Genomic DNA, 19,039 nt, shown 5'->3' on the forward strand with positions numbered 1-19,039 from the left:
ACACTATTATGAAAAGAATTTTACTATCTACAGTTTTTACATTTGGTTTTTTAATTAATACTTTTTCTCAAACTACACTTTCCGCGGGCGATTTGGCAATTTTTATGGTGCAAACAAGAGGTTCAGATGACTTTGCTTTTGTAACTTTTGTTGATATCTTACCTGGAACAGTGATTTATTTTACTGATTGTGGTGCTGATGCTGATGGGTTTAACACACCATGTACAGAAGGTGCTTTCTCATATACGGTTCCTTCTGGAGGATTATCAGCAGGAGATATTATTAGATTTACCGATGACCCATCAATTTTTGTTCAATATACTGATTCCCGAATTAACGGTACTTCATTTTTACTTTCTACAATAGGAGATCAGGTAATTGCGTTTCAAGATGCTTCGAATCCTGGAGGAAGCACAAATGCGGCTAACAATCCCCGTTTCATTTTTGTTAACAACGTTGAATCTACCATATTTGCGGGTGATAAAACAGATTCTAATGAAACTGGGCTTCCAAATGGCTTAACTGATGCTACAGCCCTAAGGACTGCTTTGGGTTTAGGTGCCGGACCAGGTCCTGGAGATGAATTTGATACAGCCATTTATAACGGGACTTACGATTTTTCATCAGGTGGTATTGCTGCTGCAAAACTGGCCTTTTCAGATTTATCAAATTACTATCAAACGAATTTAGAAGATACAACATATAACAGTTTAATAGCTGCAATACCATCAAATTTAATTTTAGAACCATCTTTATCTAATGAAGAATTAGATGTTAAGTCCTTAAATATAGATGTTTATCCAAACCCTGTATCAACTTTTTTGAATATTGAGAGTTCAAATTACATAATCAATACAAATTTATTTGATACAAATGGTAGGTTAATCAATACTTACAATAATATTAATAAATCACTATTCAGAATTTCATTGGATTATCTTGAATCGGGAATTTATTTTTTAGAAATAAATTCTTCAAATAGTAAAAGAATTACTCGTTATATAAAAATTTAGTAATAAATATCCTTGAAATATAAACTTTTCTTATTAGACCTGCTGCGTATCATGAAAAAACCTTTGACCTTTTTGACAATCATATCTGTTTTAACATCTTGTTTATCCCAAGAAAACGTTAAACAGAAAAGAATTATTAGTGCAAAATCAGACTACACAGAATATAAAATTGCAGATACTTGGTTTAGGGGTCAATGGCGAATTGCACCAGAAATTGAACATGATACATTAAAAGTATTGTGCTATGGTTCTAAAGAAGAATTTAAATTCAGAACTGATATGGATAGTATAGAATTTTTAATTAGTCCACAAAAAATAGTAGATTTTTATATTAAGCTTGATGAAAACATATTAGCACATACAGTTGTAGAGGGTGTTGCGGTTTATGGAGAAGAGTTGAATTTTAATCGAACAAGAAACAATGATTTTAAATTTAAATTTCAAAAAGATAAAAGTAAATACCTGAATGAGTTAAGAAAGTTGTTCCCTATTGACGATACGGCAAAAAATATGACTGAAGTAGAGAAGGTATTGGCAATTTTGAATTGGACGAACAGCAGGTGGAAACATAATGGAATGAATTCACCGTCAAAAAATGATGCTATTACTATTTTAAATGAAGCAAATGAGGGTGGTGAATTTCCTTGCTTCGCTTTTGCAATTGTCCTTAAAGATCAACTGAATGCTAATGGCTTTAAGGCTAGAACAATATATCTTAAAAGTAAAGATGCCAAAAACAGAAAAAGTTCACCTGGCCATGTGGCAACAGAAGTGTATTTAAATGATTTGGATAAATGGGTATTTCTAGACGGTCAATTTAATTTAATGCCATTTCTTAACAACAAACCATTAAATGCTGTAGAGTTTCAAGATGCAATTGTAAATGACTTTGATAAGTTAGAACTGAAAAGTCTATCCTCAAATGTATACACAAAAAAGAGATACGTGAATTTTGTATATGATTATCTCTATTATTTTGATACTGATTTAGATAATCGCTATGATTATGATGATAAGTATAGAGTTGAAGGTAAAAGTTCAATAATGCTTGTCCCTTCTGGTGCTGAAGAACTCCACCGAATAGATTTTTGGGATATGGACATTGATTACTGTGTTTATACCAATTCTCTAAATGATTTTTACCAAAAGCCAAAATAACTAATTATTCAGTGTAATTAGTCTTGAGATGTCGATAAATAATGGGAAATAGATTCTTTGATTAAAGAGCGTCAAGTATAATGATTCGTCAGTTTTGAGGATTTTTTAATTCATAATTATTATAAGCTTTAAGTAAATGAAAAAAGCTATTATTATTGGTGCCACATCAGGAATTGGAAATGAATTAGCAAGACTTTTGTTAAAAAAAAACTATTTCATTGGTATTACTGGTAGAAGACTAAATGAATTAAAAAAATTAAAAGGCAAGAATCCAAATCAAGTAATGATTAATTCTTTTGATTGTACTTTAGATAATAATTCTCAAAGATTAACAGATTTAGTTAATGAAATGGGAGGATTAGATCTTTTAATTTTAAGTGCTGGCACTGGCGATTTAAACGAAAGTTTAGATTTTACAATAGAAAACAATATAAACTTATTAAATGTTAATGCTTTTACTGAAATAGTAAATTGGGCTTATAAATATTTTTATAATCAAGGACATGGTCATCTTTTAGTGATTAGTTCAATTGCAGGATTACGTGGTGGAAGAATGGCTCCAGCTTATAACGCCTCTAAAGCATATCAAATTAATTATTTAGAAGGCTTAAGGCAGAAAGCTCATAAAAATAAAAAGTCAATTATTATTACAGATGTAAGACCTGGGTTTGTAGATACAGCCATGGCAAAAGGTGAAGGTCTATTTTGGGTATCTTCAAAAGAAAAAGCAGCCAAGCAAATCTATCAAATCATTTTAAAGAAAAAAGCCATAGGATACGTTACAAAAAGATGGTGGGTTATTGCTAAACTATTGAAGCTAATACCCAGTGGTTTATATAAAAGAATGTAAAAATTAATATATGTTACTTAAATAATTAAAATGAAATATTTTACAACATTAAGGTCTCTTTTAGTAATTATAATGTTAATCATTTCTAAACCAACATTTTCATGTACAATTTTTTGTGCAAAAGATCAAAACGATCATGTTTGGTTTGGGAATAATGAAGATTTTCAGTTTAGTTTTAAAAATTACGTAAATATTTTTCCAAAATCTACTCAAAATAAATTTGGCTACTTTACTTTTTCTAGAGACAAACCAGAAAATGGAAACAATGCGATGATTGCAGGAGGTTTTAATGAAGCTGGTTTAGCGTTAGATTTCAACTCAACTGAACGCATATATCCAGTTAAAAATATGCAATCGAAAAAACCTTATCCTCCTGGTGATGATTTTATCCTTCCTTATATTTTAGGAAATTGTAAAACCGCTGAAGAGGTTATAGATTTCTTCAATAAATATTGGTTTAAATTTGGTTTTAGAAGTGCTCAAATGCATGTTGCCGACAAAAATGGGACATTTGCCATAATAAGTCCAACAGGATTTAAAGTTCAAAAAAATGAAAAATTTCAAGTTTCAACCAATTATGATATTTGTAGTGGTGCTGATGGCTCAACATGTTGGAGATTTCCAAAAGCCACAAAAATATTATCAGAAGAAAAAATTGGTTATGAGACAATGGCAAAAATATGTCAACAAACTGCTGTAACAGGAGCTTCAACAACGGTTTACTCGAGTATATACAATTTAAATACAGGAGATGTGACGTTTTTTTTTGGTGGTGAGTATGATAAGCCTTATAACACAAATCTTAAAAAGTTATTAGAAAGAGGAAGGGTCTCGATACACCTAACCTCTTTTTTTCAAAATAATAATCTGGTAAAGCTTTATGACATTTTAGAATCTAAGATGGGTTCTAAAGCGTTTAAAAAGTTCAAAAAAATGAACTTAAATGATAAAGAATTAGAGTCTCTATTACCCAATCTTGTATATTATTATACAAGAGAAACTAATAAGAGTGTTATCTATCCTTTTATTTCTGAATATCAAAAGATTAACAATCAAGATGTTGATTTATGGTTCTTAAAGGCAATTTTTGAATATCAGAATGGTGATCTTAAAGCGTCTGATAATACACTCCATTTATTTGATAAAAATTTCCCAGATTACATCTCTTATTCGAAAGATGTAAGAAATCGATTAAAAAAGATTTATCCAAAAAATACAAATTCAACAATTAAACTAAATGGATTTAAAAACGCAAAGTCTGTCTTTGTAAAGTACAAACCCTTTAGTAGTTCATTATATCCAATTAACAATTGCCTTTTCTTAAATCAAACTGAAAATGGTTGGGAAACTAAATTAAATCTTGATAAAGGAATATATAATTACACTTTTATAGTGGATGGAAATGAAGTTTTAGATTCAGAACAAACTGTTTTGGAAATTAAAAATCTATTTGGAGAAACCATAGAATGTCATCAAGAAGTAGTGGGTTTTGAAAAAGACCTATCTAAAATAACTATAGAAGTAGATGTTCCAAATAAGGAAGATGTTATTTATGTAACTGGAAATCAAGAAGCAATATTTCAAGCTCCTTTGATTATGATGGAAAAGGTAAGTGACTTTAAAAGAAAATTAACAATTGAAGGACATTATCCTTTTGAATTTAATTTTGTTACAGGCGGTGCACAAAAAAAAGCTAATGTATTAGGTCATAAAACGGATATCATAAGCGTTAGCAGCAAATCAGAGAAAACGAATTTTAAAATTTTGAATTGGGTTAAACAGAATTAATCTTTTTAGAAATAGAAATGAATAAAATGATGGTATATTTAGTTATAATAATCAGTAAATTATTTTTATTTACTTCATGCGAAAATGAAAATATAAACTCTAGCTCATTATCACATAGAATAGAAAAAAAAGTTATAAAAATTGCAAAAAACAGAAATATTCCGTCTTTACAACTTACCCTAAGAACAGAAGATGATTTAGTTGATTTTAATTACAATCATAACGAAGTAAAAGAACAAACATTATACGGAATTGGAAGCGCAACCAAATACCTTTCTGCGGTTCTAATTTTTAAACTAATTGAAGACAAAACACTAGAACTTAACCACAAAGTTTCTGATTACATAACGCTAGATAAGCCAATAACAGGGTTTGAAAGTTTAACCATTAAAAATCTTTTGAACCATACAAGTGGATTATCTGACTACACTAAAAACCCTAAATGGATGGAGAGTGTAATGAAAAATAATGCACCAAAAACTTTCGAAGAAAAGATATCTCTTATTAATGGCACTCTGGAAAATATAGGCAATTTTTCTTACAGCAACACCAACTATCTTTTTCTGGAGAAAATTGTAGAAAACATAACTGAACAGGCATATAATTCTTATTTCAATAGGTTTTTTGCAAGTAATAACCTTACCAATATAAAAATGGGTATTGAAGAAAATGGTTTACAGGCTTTTTTTGGACAAACAAAACAAGCAAGTGCAGATGTTTCAGATTGGAGGGAATATTACGGGTATGATGGCGGTGCTTTTACTAGCACAAAAGAGCTTGATAGTTTTTTAACAAATTTGTATAGAGATAAATCAATATTAAAGCCAAGTACAATATCTGAAATGGAAGAGTGGATAGACATGCAGCCAATGACTATACCCATTGGAAGTGGAATGATTTCAGAGTATGGCAATGGAATTATGAAATTAATCTACCATGGGGAAGAATATATCGGCCATTTCGGAAGTACATTAAAATACCAATCTATGATATTTTATAACCAAAAAAACAATACTACTGTAAGCATTGTAACAAACTGTAGTGGAAAATATTTTAACACAGTTTTTTTTCAAGAATTAATACCCGAGGTTTTAGATGAACTTTAAAAAAATAAATATTGAAAGCTATCATTTATAAAAGATATGGAGAACCAAATGTGCTAAAATTGGTTGAAATTAAAAAGCCAACCCTCAAACCAAATGAAGTTCTTGTTAAAGTTATAGCGTCTAGTGTAACATCTGTCGATATAAGATTAAGAAAATCAGATTTTCCACTTATATTTTGGCTACTTGCAAGAATTATTTTTGGCCTTTTTGGACCAAGGAAAAAAATTTTAGGTCACGAATTTTCAGGAGTAATAATTGAAAAGGGAAATGCAGTTACCAAATTCAAATTACATGATGAAGTTTTTGGTACAACAACTATGTTAAAATCTGGCTCATATGCTGAATATGTTTGTATACCAGAAAGATGGAAATTTGGAGTTATTCAACATAAACCAAGAAAGTTAAATCATTTACAATCAGCAACTATTCCAATTGGTTCTATGACGGCAATGTATTTATTTGAAAAAAGTAATTTAGAAGAAAATCAAGTGATACTCATTTATGGTGCATCAGGAAGTGTGGGTAGCTATGCTATACAAATAGCAAAAGCTAAAGGTGCTTTTGTTTTTGCTGTTTGTAGTGCTTCAAATTTTGAAATGGTAAAATCACTTGGTGCTGACTTGGTAATAGATTACAGAAAGGAGAAATACTATAGCTTAAATAGAAAGGTTGATGTAGTTTTTGATGCTGTAGGAAAAACAACTAAACTTAAGGCGAAAAGAATTTTAAAGAAGGGAGGCTCTTTTATTTCGGTTAAAATGGTAACTAAAGAAAAAAATGAACATTTGAGTAAAATAAAATTTTTAATTGAAGAAGAGAAATTAAAGCCATACATAGACAAATCTTATAAATTTGAAGATATTGTTGAGGCTCATCAATATGTAGATAAAGGTCATAAAAAAGGAAATGTAGCTATTCAAATTTCTAATGATTTAACATAAATTTCTAGATAATAAACTAGCTAGTTTTTTTTAAAATAGTTGCCTAATCTATAAACTTTAAAGCGATAAATTGTCTTTATTTATACTTGATTAAATAGTATACCAATTTTATTGGTTTTAGTATTTACAAAATGATTTATAATTGAAAAATATTAAATTTAACGGTATTTGTTTGTAAAATTAATATAAGTACATTACAATTTTTTATTTTTACTACTTGGATATTCTTATTAACTTTTTATTTTTTTTCAGTGCTTTAGGTGCTTTTAATTGTTTACTGATAAGCTTCTATCTTGTTATACTAAATAAACCTAGAAATACATCTAATTATTATCTAGGAGCATTATTTCTTGTACTAGGCTTGAGAGTCACTAAATCAGTACTTATTTATTTTAATATTATTGTTTTAGAACAGATAATATTATTAGGATTATCTGCATGTATAGTAATTGGACCTCTGTTGTACCTCTATATAAAGTCTACGATAAATTCTAATTTTCAGAGAAATGAATCGATATATCACCTTGTTCCCTTATTACTGATAGTTACTGTAGCAGGATTAACATATCCGTATCTATCAAATCAGAATCTTTGGGTGAATTACTTAGTGCCTACGATATATTGTGTTTGGTTTATTTACCTCTGTTTTTCTTATTATTATTTAGTTCCTGTTTTTAAGAAAATCTCGCAAAAGAATATTAAACTTAAAGATATAGAAAAGTGGCTTATCAGTATTTTTATCGGTATAACCTTTGTATGGCTGGCTTACGCATTTTCATCTTTTACCTCATATATATCGGGAGCAGTAACATTTACTTTTGTTCTTTATATTCTGATATTAATAGTAGTATTTATTAAAAATAAAAACTCAATTTATTTTGAGAAAATCAATCCAGCCAATCGTAAACTTTTAGACAATAAGTTGATACAACGATTAGATGAAGAGCTAGAAAGATGTATTGAAAATAATGAATTATATAGAAATCCAAATTTAAAATTAGTCGATGTCTCTAAGTGCCTAGATGTATTACCGTATGAATTATCAAACTATCTTAACGAAATAAAAAAGAAGAACTTTTCTACGCTTATAAATGAGAAAAGAATTGATTGTGCGAAAGCTAAAATCCTATCAAATGATAAATATACCCTTGAATCGATTGGATACGACTGTGGGTTCAATTCTAAATCTACTTTTTTTAGAAGTTTCAAAAAATACACTGGTGTAACACCGTATCAATTCTTAAAACGGGAGTACTGATTTTAAAATTGACACTTAATTGGTATTGTTATATTCGGTGATTAATTAGTTTCTGTTTTGTTTTGCAAAAAAAATATTATGCATATAAAATCATCTTTATTATCACTCTTATTTGTACTAATTGGCTTGAAGACATCAGGTCAATCAGATACTGCTAAAAATAATAAAATACTATTTGTTGTTTCCAATGCACATTTTTATGGTGAGTCTAGTATCCCTACAGGAAACAGCTTTTCAGAAATAGTAATCGCTTATGATATGTTTATTTCTAATGGATATAAAGTGGATTTTGTTAGTCCAAAAGGTGGTTCTATATCTCTATCATGTATTAATACCTCTAATGAATTAGAAAAACAATACCTCTACAATTTTGACTTTATGAAGAAATTGAAGCAAACTAAAAATCCTGATACTATAGTTCCAGATGATTACAAAGCTATTTATTATCCTGGAGGAAAAGCTGCAATGTTTGGTGTTCCTGAAAATGAGCAGATACAGAAGATTGCAAAATCAATTTATTATAATAATGGAGTTGTCGCATCTGTTTGTCATGGAACGGTTGGAATATTAAACATAAAACTAGATAATAATAGTTATTTGATTGAAGGCAAGAACTTAAATGGTAATCCCGAAGAATATGAGTACATAAGGTCTGATTATTTTAAATCGTTTCCATTCTTAATTAAAAAGACTGCAGAAAGTAGAGGATCTCATTTTAAATTCTCACCTAAGGGAAAACCTCACTTAGAAGTAGATAATAGATTAATAACAGGTCAAAATCCAGAGTCAACCATATTAGTTGCAGAAGCAATAATAAAAAAAATTAAAAATTAAAATTATGAAAACAAAAATTGTATTATTTATTACTACAAGTTTATTAGCATTAACAAACTATTCTCAAACTACAAATGATTACGATAAAATTAAAACAACTTTAAATTATTATTTAGAAGGCGGTACAAATAATGATTTTAACCTGCTAAAAAAAGCATTTCATGAGAATGCAACAATGAGTTATATAAATGACGATAAGTATGTAGAAGTTAATGCGATTAATTTTTTTAAAAAAGTTATAAAACCGGGTCCTAAACAAAATCGTACAACAAAAATTGATTATATAAATGTTTCAGGTAAAGTTGCAAATGCAAAAATTACTATAACCTATAAAAGTTTGGTTTTAGTTGATTACTTGAATTTAATCAAGATTAATAATGCTGAGTGGAAAATCGTGAATAAAGTATATGATAGATTCCCTAAAAATAAAAATTAAAATGACATTAAACAGTAAGCTATCTAAAAAATTATTCTTAATAATTTTGTTTTTAGGATTTAAATTGGGCGCTCAAAATGAGCTTAAAATATCTAATTCAGAAAAGCAACAAATAAATAAAATATTTGAAAGTTTTGATAGTACAAAAATCCCAGGTATTAATATAGGTATTGTTAAAGACGAGCAGCTCATTTTTCAAAACAGTTTCGGTATGGCCAATCTCGAGCATCAAATACCAACTCATATAAATAGTGTTTTTTCTTTAGCTTCCGTATCAAAACAATTTACAGCATATGGTATTTTGCTTCTTGAAAGTCAAGGTAAACTAAGGCTTTCTGACCCCATTCAAAAATATTTAAAGGATTTTCCACACTATAAATACCCAATTACAATTCAACAGTTAATTAATCATACAAGTGGTATTAGGTCTCACTTAATGCTATTGGGTAAAAAGGGCTATATTTCTGATGATAGGATAACAAAAAGGGATGTTAAGCAAGTTATTTACAATCAAAAAGAGCTAAATTTTATTCCTGGGACAGAATTTAATTACTCGAATTCCGGTTATTTTTTATTAGCTGAAATTATAGAAAAAGTCGCTAAACAATCTTTTCAAGAATTTTTAAGAGAAAATCTTTTTACGCCTTTAAAAATGAATAATTCTCTTGTTATGGATAATTATCAAAAAGTGGTTCAAAATCGCGCAGAATCATATGAGATAATTGATACCAAATATATGAAATCCCCAGCAAATTATTCATATTATGGTTCTACAGGCTTATTCTCAACAATTAAAGATATTGCAAAGTGGGCAATCTATTTAAACAGCAACAATGACGTTATATCTAGAAGCATGAATATTAATTCATCAAAAGATAATCAATATTCTAATGGACAGTTTTTTGGGACCTACAAAGGACTTTATGAAATTCAACATACAGGTTCTGATGCAGGATACGTAGCTTATTTGGTTAGATATCCAGAGTTAAGATATGCATTTATTCTTTTAAGTAATAATGCTTCCGTAGATAGTAGGGGCTTAATCAATCAAGTTGTAGATATAATACTCAATGATAAATTCAAACAAGATAAAAACAAGAATCAAAACCAAACAAGCACCAATAACTTTATTGACCTAGATAAAGAGCAGTTAAGAAAACATGAAGGTATTTACATAAACAAAGACAACTTGTTAAAACGAACTATTAAAATTGATGACAAAGGCAATCTAAATTATATTAGAGAAGAAAGCGGTAGGGCTTCAAAATTGAACCCAATTGACGAAAATATTTTTCAATTAGGAGATTACCAAGATTTAAAGGTAGTTTTTAAGAACTTAGAATCTGAAAATAAGCATATTTTATCAATTTTAGCAGATAATAGTGAAGTAGAAAGTTATGAGAAATTTATTCCTAAAAAGTATAGTAAAAACGAATTATCCAAACTTATTGGAGACTACTACAGTGAAGAATTGTTAACAACATATCATCTTAAGGTTCATGAAGGTTTCTTAACTATATTTCACGAAAAAATGCAATCTATTCAGTTAATACCAATTAGTGAAGATTTTTTTACAACTAATTCATGGCAGTTTAACAAGTTATCATTTAACAGGAATAAAAAAAATGAAATCATAGGATTTGAAATTTCGTCACCTAGAGCAAAAAATATTGATTTCGTAAAAAACAATGAGTAATTCTAAATGAGAAGAATATTCAGGTTATAAAAGCTCTAAAGTACGTAGCTTATAAAATAGTTTGTTATGTATTTTAGCGCATTTACAGATAATAAGGCTTCATCCGCAGAATAAAATTTTTATAATAAGCCCGTTTAAAGACCTTAGTAAAAAAACTACTAATGCGATCTATTTTATTTGTTTTAATATTTTTGTTAAATGCTCAAGTATATTCCCCAAATAAATTAACCACTTGTAATGGTATTGTTTTAAATTCATCTAAAAATGATCCAATATATTTTGTAACCTTGACTCTTTATCAATCTGATCGCATTATTGCAGTTACTTCAACTGATGAAGGTTAAAGTTTTAGATTAAATCTAGTTTCTAAAGCTACTCATGAAGAGATAAGTTGCTTAGGTTATTTAAGTAAAATTATCAAAATAGATAAATTATCCACAACAAATTACACAGAAATTAGACTTGAGCCAGAACCAAAAGCGCTTGATGAAGCAGTTATTAACGGTAAAAGGACCGTATCTGAATTTAAAATAGATAGAAAAATAATTAATTTAGGAACAGATTTGCAACAATCTGGAACCACCTTCTTTGAAGCATTTGATCAAATAGCGGATATACAAACGGATTTACGCACAGGTAGTATTTTATTGAGGAGAAGTGGCAATATTGGAGTTTTAATAAATAGAAAACCCTTTATGTTAAACTCCACAGAGTTATTGCAACAAATTTTATCATCTTCTGTTGATAGAATTGAGATTATAACTTCGCCAACAGCTAAACAACAAGCTGACGGGCTTTTAGGAATGATAAACATCATTCTTAAAAAAATAGAGCCAAAGGATTTAACGCAAAACTCAACTCTTTAGTTAGAACAAGATAATATGGGTTTGGAGTTGAGACAAATTACAGTTATGGCAAGTATAAGTTTTGATTAAATGCCTATTATAATGATAGGCAGATTAAAAGTAGCTAAACCCTATCTAGACAGTTTGAAGACGATTCCCAAGAAAATCTATACACACCAACTTCTGTTGATAGATACGTTAAAAATATATTGCTTGGGACAGATATTCTGATAAATAAAAAAAATGAATTTTCAATTGATTTCAATTATACAGATGATCCTCGTTACTTTAATAATCTTTCTTTATATAATTACGTTTCAGTAGAAGATGATTTTGTTTATAGCAGAAAAGCTTTTCATATACATGAAACTAGCAACTTAAATTTAAGTTATCAATATAAAATTATTGACGAAGATTATCTTAAAATAAATAGAGTTTTTATTTCATATAAAAATGAAGCCGAAGCTACGGATTTTATAAATCAAGCATTAGTGTTTGAGCAAAAAAATGAAGATAAAAATAGCTTACACTCGTTTGCTATTGACTACTCAAATTCAGTCTCTGAAAATATTAAATTTGAAACTGGATTTTTATGGAATGGAAGGCACTAAGATTTAGAATTTATTGTTGATTTAGGAACCATTTCTAGCAAATACAGGTTTAATTATGTTGAAAATATTTGAGCTTTTTTATAGCAGTTGATAGTTTAACAAAAAGTCTTTTTAAGGTATCAATTTATAATTTTGACACAAACTTTATAACTCGGAGAGACTAGTCTTAATTATTGATTTAATATTTTAAACCAAACTTAATAAAAACCAAATGATAATTAAAAAGCAGTTGCTTTCAATAGCCTTAATCCTAATGTGCTCAAACATTTGCCCACAATCAAATGAGAATAGAGATATTAAAACGAATCTGATAATGCCCTTATTAAAGATTGCAGAACAGTTACCAACTGAAAGTATTTATTTGCAAACGGACAAGGATATTTACGAAACAGAAGAGGATATTTGGTTTGGAGCCACTATACTCAATTCACAAAGTTTAGAGCACCAAAGTATTAGTGAGATTTTTTATTTTGATGTATTGGATGAAAATAAATCTACTGTTTTTTCGGAAAAATATCCAATCGAAAACGGAGTTGTTAACGGTCATTTTTACTTATCAGACACGATATCTCCTGGCAATTATATTCTAACAGGTTATACCAAAAATTCAATAAATAATTCAGTCAAAAATTACAATACGTATAAGCCAATTAAGATTAAAAAAACAATTATTCCTAAGATTTTAGCAACCTATGATTTGGTAAAAAAATCTGAAGAAGAATTCAATTTAAAATTAAGTGTATTAAGGCGTTCTGGTATTGAGTCTGGAATTATAAAACTAAAATTGAAAGCATTTAACGGATATAGAAATACAATTTTAGAAAAATCCGAGACTGATTCTCTGGGTAACTCGATATTATCTTTTAAGCTTTACAAGGATAAAATTTATTCAAATTTCATCTTAGAAGCTAAAACAGGAGATAAGGTTATTGAAAATATCCCATTAAACCTAGATTACAGGAAAGACAGTTTAAATGTTTCATTCTTTCCGGAAGGCGGAAACCTTTTGGCAAATGTCAATCAAAAAGTTGGATTTGAAATTACGTCATCCCATTTGAAAGGGGCCAAATATACGTGTCTGCTTTATGAAAATAACAGAATTATTGACACTTTAAAAACTAATGATGACGGTTTAGGGAGCTTGAATTTAATACCGAAATTAGAAAATGACTATTCACTGAAGGTCCTTCACACCAATGAATTATTTTCTCTGCCAAATCCTCTTCAATATGGAATCACATTGCATTTTTTAGGTGAAGTGAATGAAAAATATAAATTTAACATCATTAAAAATAGGAAAGTAAGTGGCGAAGAAAATATATATGTTCGTGTTCAGTCCAAGGGCACGGTCAAATGGATGTCTAAAGGTAAATTAAAGAATAAGAATACAATTTTTTACGTGCCAAAGAATAGATTAAGCTCAGAAATCACTGAGATTTCAGTATTTGATAAAAACTTTAATTCCATTAGTTCAAGACTGTTTTTTCCAAATATTGAAAATCGACTTAAAATAAAAATTTTAAATGATATAGATAGAACATATCCTACCAAATCAAATTTAAAATTAAGACTTCAAATTTTAGATAAGGACAATAATCCAGTAAAAGGTAAGATAAATGTATCCGTTTACGATAAGCTTTTTTGTAACCCAATTGATGGACAATCAATGGAATCATTTTTTAAAATTAATAATGAAATTTTTTCAAATCTCAAGTATTCTCATAAATATTTAAATAGCAATGAAAATATAGATTTGTTATTGCTTACTACCGAAACAACTAATTATAAATGGAATCAAGAGGAAAGAAAGACAAATAAAAGTGAATTATTAATAAAGGAAAGCACCTATTGTAAAGTTTTGAAAAAAGATAAAAATGGAAAACTATCTATTGCAGGTAAGGTAGGAATTATTATTCTTTCTGCTCAAGGGCTCTTCAATGCAGAAACGGACTCTGTAGGAAATTTTTTTATAGATGCCACATTTTTAAAACAATTCAGGGGCGAACAAATCTTCATAAAAACCCAAGATGAAAATATGGTAATAAAAATATTGAATAAAAATAATCAAGATTTTCCAAGTTCTCTGTTAACGACTAACCATTTCATTTTCTCGGACATTAAGAAGGGAAGCGATTCAATACAGATAAAGAAGAAGATTCAAAGTTATAGTCTTAACTCTATGAATTTATTGGATGAGGTTGTTATTGATGGAAAATCAGGTAGAAAACCAAAATATCTGTCCTCTGAATTAACATATTTAGGATATGATGGAGATTATGTCTGCGAAGAATATGATGTTCTCAATTGTGAAAATCATAAATTTGGTTACAAACCAAAGCCCTATGAGTATTATTACGTAAAAGAAAGTGCTATGAGTTATGTCAAAAAACAATACATACCAACTGGCTTGACTACAAAGGGTAATAATCCTTATGAATTAAATAATTACATAGTAATCAACTCATTCTATCCTCACAAGGAATTTGAATTATCTATGCATAGCGATAAAAATGAAAATTGGGAACCTGACTATAGAAAGACACTATTTTGGAAAACCAATATTCAAACGGATGATAACGGAATCATTACCTTAGATTACTCTACTTCAGATATTAGAGGAGAGTTTATTTGTGAAATCGATGCATTTTCTTCTAACAAAGGTCTTTTCGGATATAATTCTTTTGGGTTTTTTGTATTCTAAAACATTGTCCATTTAAGAAGTATCAAGGGATTTATTTCAAACATAAATATGATTATTATGAGTTTATTTTTTTGAGTTAATAATAGTTTTGACTTTAACTCTTAATAAGATTATTATGAAAAGAATTATGTTAGTATTCTTTTTATCGGTACTTATATTTAATGTAATTTATGTAGATTTTAATTCACATGAAGCATAGATACATTGAAAACAAATTTTTTCTAGTATGATAGCATATTCAACTTTTGTACTTTCATTTTTTTGATATTCCTATTTAAAGAATTTCTGAAAAATCAAAAGCTGTTATTATAACTTAACACTGAAAATCGAAAAACACTATTAATGGTTCTAAATCCTCAAATTAACTCACACTTTCTATGCCATATGTTCAATATGATTTATAGCAATACCATTTCTGAAAGCGAAAATATGCCTCAGCTAATTTTAAAACTAGCAGACATTTTTAGATATACTACTAATAAAAATCAATAAAATAATTTAATAACTTAAGAAATTGAATATATCAAATTAAATTGAACTTCAACAAGAACGACTTATTAAAAAAGTAAAATTAATATGGAGTTTTAAGCATGATAATGATAGTTATAAAATAACATCTCTGTTTTTTATTATATTTATAGAAATGGCTTTGAGTTTAAAAGTCAATTATAGGGTTACGGTCATGAGATTAAAATATTTTTGTTTGTAAAAGATAATTTGCTACAGTTTTTCTGTAATAACCTTTAACTGAAATTCATAAACTAAAAGAAGAATATTGCCAGAAAAGGAATTGGTATAAACACCACAATAATGAGATTGGATTTAATCTATAATGATAAGTATAGTTTACAAATAAAGGACTCAGGTATTTATTACAACGTATATTTAAAGTTTTATTTATGATTGAATGTATCATTTTAGAGGACGAAATATTCACATAAAAATACTTTTGTATTATATACATGAAGTCAAGAACTGGTTTGTATTGGTGTTTATGAATCAGGCTTGGAAATACCTACTGTAATTATCAATAAGAAAGAATCTTTTTAGATATCGTTTCGTAAAATGAGAGGTTTTGATTTTATAGTCCCTTAAAGAGCAACCCAAATGGTATAATTTCATCTGCCTACGCTAACTATGCCCTTGAGTCTAACTAACTTCATGTTATTGACTATCTTTTAGAGCCATTTTTGTTTAACCGTTTTTTAAACGCTATCAAGAGGTTTTTGTAAATATCAATACTAACCATAAGAATACAAGAAATTTAGTACACGTTTTATATATTTAGATAAAACCTTTCATAATTTATTTACCCTAGTTAATATTTTATCAAATAATTACTGTAATTAATGTGTTTGACTATATTTGTATTAGTTAGATTATACTATTTTTAATGGTTTAATTTTATATCATCAATCAATCATCATTATTATGTTTTATAATAAATTTTTTAAAGATATTTTTTCAAAAACTGAACTGAAAGGTATTTGCTGTAATTTGACTTCTGAATCACTATTTTATTTTTTTTTCGCTCAAAATAAATCAAAATAAAATGTTAATTGATTTTGTTTTAATTTATGGCATGATTGTTTGTTTAATAGTCATCTTTTTGATTTTGAAAAAAAAGGAGTTTTCAATGTATCTTTTGCTGCCTTTTATTTTTTACAGTTTGTTCGGGATTCTATGTTATTACTCTTACTGCCAGCAAATTAATTGGTTAAATACAATTACTTTATGTTTATGTGTTGGTTTAGGTTTTTATGCGAGTTCCATCATTTATCTATTTGTTAAGAGTTTACTTTTTCAAAAGAAAAACATTAAAAATGAAATTGTAATCCATTTAATTGTTTTTCGTGTCTTATGGATATCTTATATTATGCCATATAGAGTCAGCACTTTTTTTAATGACTTTTCTTTATTTAAGAAAGTAAAGTTTTTGAACTGGACATTTAAATTAATTTAAATCATGTTGGTCAATTTCATTTATATTTTTGGGATGTCTGTTATTTTGATTTTGTTACTATTTGTTTTTAAGTCTCAAAAAGGAATACCACAAAAAATTTTAATGGTTATTTTAATTATATCTTTTTTCTTTATAATTCAATCTTATGCATATGTAAATCAAATTAATTGGCTAGGAACAATTGGAATGTTGTTTAGTTATGGTTATGGATATATCTTTGGGCCTTTAATTTATTTCTACATTCAATCTATTTTGAATTTAGAGAGGTTTTTGCTTAAAAACCTTTTTAGGCATTTAATTCCTTACTTTATTGTTTGGGTAATTTTTGTTCTACCTTTTGCAATTAATAATCTTTATAAAGATTTTTCAAAGTTAGATGAGTTCTATGGATTCTCAGCAATAAAAGTATATGCTTTTTTCTATGTTATTAACCATATTTATTTTAGTATTTATTTTATAATTTCTTTGAGGTTAATAAGTAAAATGAGAAAAGCAAATAGGGATTTTTATTCTTCAAACATAAATAATTTAGAATGGCTAAAAAAACTATTAATAGGAATTGAAATTGTTGTAATATTGGATCTTATTTTCGCATTTTTGTCATGCTTTTATAATCCTCTGATCCAAGTGAGATTGGAATTTGTAATTTTTTTGCAAACTTTACTGATTATCCTTTTTTGTTTTTTATCATATCGCGGTATTTTTCAGTCTCGTATTTTTTTGCCTACGATAATTTCAGATAGTTATTCTCAAACGGAAAAAGCACAAATTTCTATTTTTAATTTTGAGGAAATTACTAGAATGAAGGCTGAAATAGAGTGCTTAATGAAAGATAAAATGTTATACAAAAATCCTAATCTAAGCTTAAGAGATGTAGCAATTGAATTAGAAATTTCTAATCAAAAGTTAACTAACTTTATTAATCAAAATTTAAAAACAAATTTTCAGAGTTTAATAAATTCTTATAGAATCAAAGAGTTTAAAAACCGAATTGAAAAAAGAGATTCCGAGAAGTATACACTTTTGTCTATAGCCATTGATTGTGGTTTTAATTCAAAATCTAGTTTTAATAGAATTTTTAAGCAATTAGAAGGTTGCACTCCAACTCAATATTTAAAAAGCCTGAATAGTTAGTCAATTTTATTTATCCTAATATACACACGGAAGATAGACTTCATCAGCATTGCATATGCTCTATTATTTCTACTAAAATTTCGGTCAATAGTCTGAGACCTAAGTATTGATTTTAAGTTTTTGAAAAATAAAGTACATGATCCTGTCAAAATTCAGCATCTATGTAAAAGGAAGTGGTCGTGTATATTTAATGTTCTTCAAAACACAGGGATATAAGTACTCAATATGTAGGAAAGCCTAAGTTATACATTGGCACAGACATTAATAAGCGAATTTGGAAGGTTGATTGTTCCACATCTTTGTTTTGCGGCATTTTATATCACTGAATTATTTTGAAACCTCGTGTATCTTGTAAATAAAAGAATTTCGTAACAAGGTTTGGATTTGTTTTTTTATGATGCTTTAAGAAATAAAATAGCAGAGATAATAGTATAAAATACAGATATAACGAATTTGAAACAATTATGACTTAACCTTAAATGCAGTTATTCCAAATCAAAATGTCCAAAATGAATTTAATCAAGAATTTTATAAAATCAGAAAAGTAAAACTGGTCTTAGAGAGTTTTTCCAATTAAGATGAAAAGCCAAGTAAAATCTTGAAAGAATAGGTAAATAAATGTAGGGGTTATCCAGTTTTAGGTTTAATTTAATTTATTTTACACCTTAATTGAGTGTTGGGTATCTAATAATGCTTATTAGGTGT

The 19,039-nt window shown here is 27.9% G+C and carries 16 protein-coding genes; all 16 read left to right on the top strand.

What is annotated here, in order from left to right; all coding sequences use genetic code 11:
- Positions 1-8: 8 nt before the first annotated feature.
- A complete protein-coding gene (locus G5V56_RS04815; protein WP_166962320.1) occupies positions 9-1,013 on the top strand; it encodes a T9SS type A sorting domain-containing protein in 1,005 nt (334 codons plus the stop codon).
- 51 nt (positions 1,014-1,064) lie between these two features.
- Positions 1,065-2,171, top strand: coding sequence for a transglutaminase domain-containing protein (locus G5V56_RS04820; RefSeq protein WP_166962323.1), 1,107 nt, complete (start codon positions 1,065-1,067; stop codon positions 2,169-2,171).
- A gap of 136 nt (positions 2,172-2,307) precedes the next feature.
- Positions 2,308-3,021 (top strand): SDR family NAD(P)-dependent oxidoreductase, encoded by a 714-nt coding sequence (locus G5V56_RS04825; RefSeq protein WP_166962326.1) that lies wholly within the window; start codon positions 2,308-2,310, stop codon positions 3,019-3,021.
- 30 nt (positions 3,022-3,051) lie between these two features.
- Positions 3,052-4,809, top strand: coding sequence for an Ntn hydrolase family protein (locus tag G5V56_RS04830; RefSeq protein ID WP_166962329.1), 1,758 nt, complete (start codon positions 3,052-3,054; stop codon positions 4,807-4,809).
- Positions 4,810-4,835: 26 nt separating this feature from the next.
- Positions 4,836-5,915 (top strand): serine hydrolase domain-containing protein, encoded by a 1,080-nt coding sequence (locus G5V56_RS04835; RefSeq protein ID WP_166962332.1) that lies wholly within the window; start codon positions 4,836-4,838, stop codon positions 5,913-5,915.
- Between the two features lie 11 nt (positions 5,916-5,926).
- On the top strand, positions 5,927-6,856 hold the full coding sequence (locus G5V56_RS04840; protein ID WP_166962335.1) for an NAD(P)-dependent alcohol dehydrogenase: 930 nt from the start codon (positions 5,927-5,929) through the stop codon (positions 6,854-6,856).
- Between the two features lie 460 nt (positions 6,857-7,316).
- On the top strand, positions 7,317-8,114 hold the full coding sequence (locus G5V56_RS04845; protein ID WP_166962338.1) for a helix-turn-helix domain-containing protein: 798 nt from the start codon (positions 7,317-7,319) through the stop codon (positions 8,112-8,114).
- Positions 8,115-8,240: 126 nt separating this feature from the next.
- The gene (locus G5V56_RS04850; RefSeq protein ID WP_166962341.1) at positions 8,241-8,948 is read left to right on the top strand and encodes a type 1 glutamine amidotransferase domain-containing protein; all 708 of its coding nucleotides are present in this window, start codon (positions 8,241-8,243) and stop codon (positions 8,946-8,948) included.
- Positions 8,949-8,952: 4 nt separating this feature from the next.
- On the top strand, positions 8,953-9,384 hold the full coding sequence (locus G5V56_RS04855) for a nuclear transport factor 2 family protein (protein WP_166962344.1): 432 nt from the start codon (positions 8,953-8,955) through the stop codon (positions 9,382-9,384).
- Between the two features lies 1 nt (position 9,385).
- Positions 9,386-11,080: a serine hydrolase domain-containing protein gene (locus G5V56_RS04860; RefSeq protein WP_166962346.1), complete on the top strand. Its 1,695-nt coding sequence runs from the start codon at positions 9,386-9,388 to the stop codon at positions 11,078-11,080.
- A 161-nt stretch (positions 11,081-11,241) separates the two neighbouring features.
- Positions 11,242-11,424: a hypothetical protein gene (locus G5V56_RS04865; RefSeq protein WP_166962349.1), complete on the top strand. Its 183-nt coding sequence runs from the start codon at positions 11,242-11,244 to the stop codon at positions 11,422-11,424.
- A 219-nt stretch (positions 11,425-11,643) separates the two neighbouring features.
- The gene (locus G5V56_RS04870) at positions 11,644-11,946 is read left to right on the top strand and encodes a hypothetical protein (protein ID WP_166962351.1); all 303 of its coding nucleotides are present in this window, start codon (positions 11,644-11,646) and stop codon (positions 11,944-11,946) included.
- A gap of 188 nt (positions 11,947-12,134) precedes the next feature.
- The gene (locus G5V56_RS04875) at positions 12,135-12,536 is read left to right on the top strand and encodes a hypothetical protein (RefSeq protein WP_166962354.1); all 402 of its coding nucleotides are present in this window, start codon (positions 12,135-12,137) and stop codon (positions 12,534-12,536) included.
- Positions 12,537-12,849: 313 nt separating this feature from the next.
- The gene (locus tag G5V56_RS04880) at positions 12,850-15,237 is read left to right on the top strand and encodes a hypothetical protein (RefSeq protein WP_166962357.1); all 2,388 of its coding nucleotides are present in this window, start codon (positions 12,850-12,852) and stop codon (positions 15,235-15,237) included.
- A 342-nt stretch (positions 15,238-15,579) separates the two neighbouring features.
- Entirely contained in the window at positions 15,580-15,729 is a 150-nt protein-coding gene (locus G5V56_RS19190) for a histidine kinase (RefSeq protein WP_166962360.1), read from the top strand.
- A gap of 1,504 nt (positions 15,730-17,233) precedes the next feature.
- Positions 17,234-18,334, top strand: coding sequence for a helix-turn-helix domain-containing protein (locus G5V56_RS04890; RefSeq protein ID WP_166962363.1), 1,101 nt, complete (start codon positions 17,234-17,236; stop codon positions 18,332-18,334).
- Positions 18,335-19,039: the final 705 nt, after the last annotated feature.

The organism is Yeosuana marina (genome assembly GCF_011762485.1).
Taxonomy (GTDB): Bacteria; Bacteroidota; Bacteroidia; order Flavobacteriales; family Flavobacteriaceae; genus Yeosuana; species Yeosuana marina.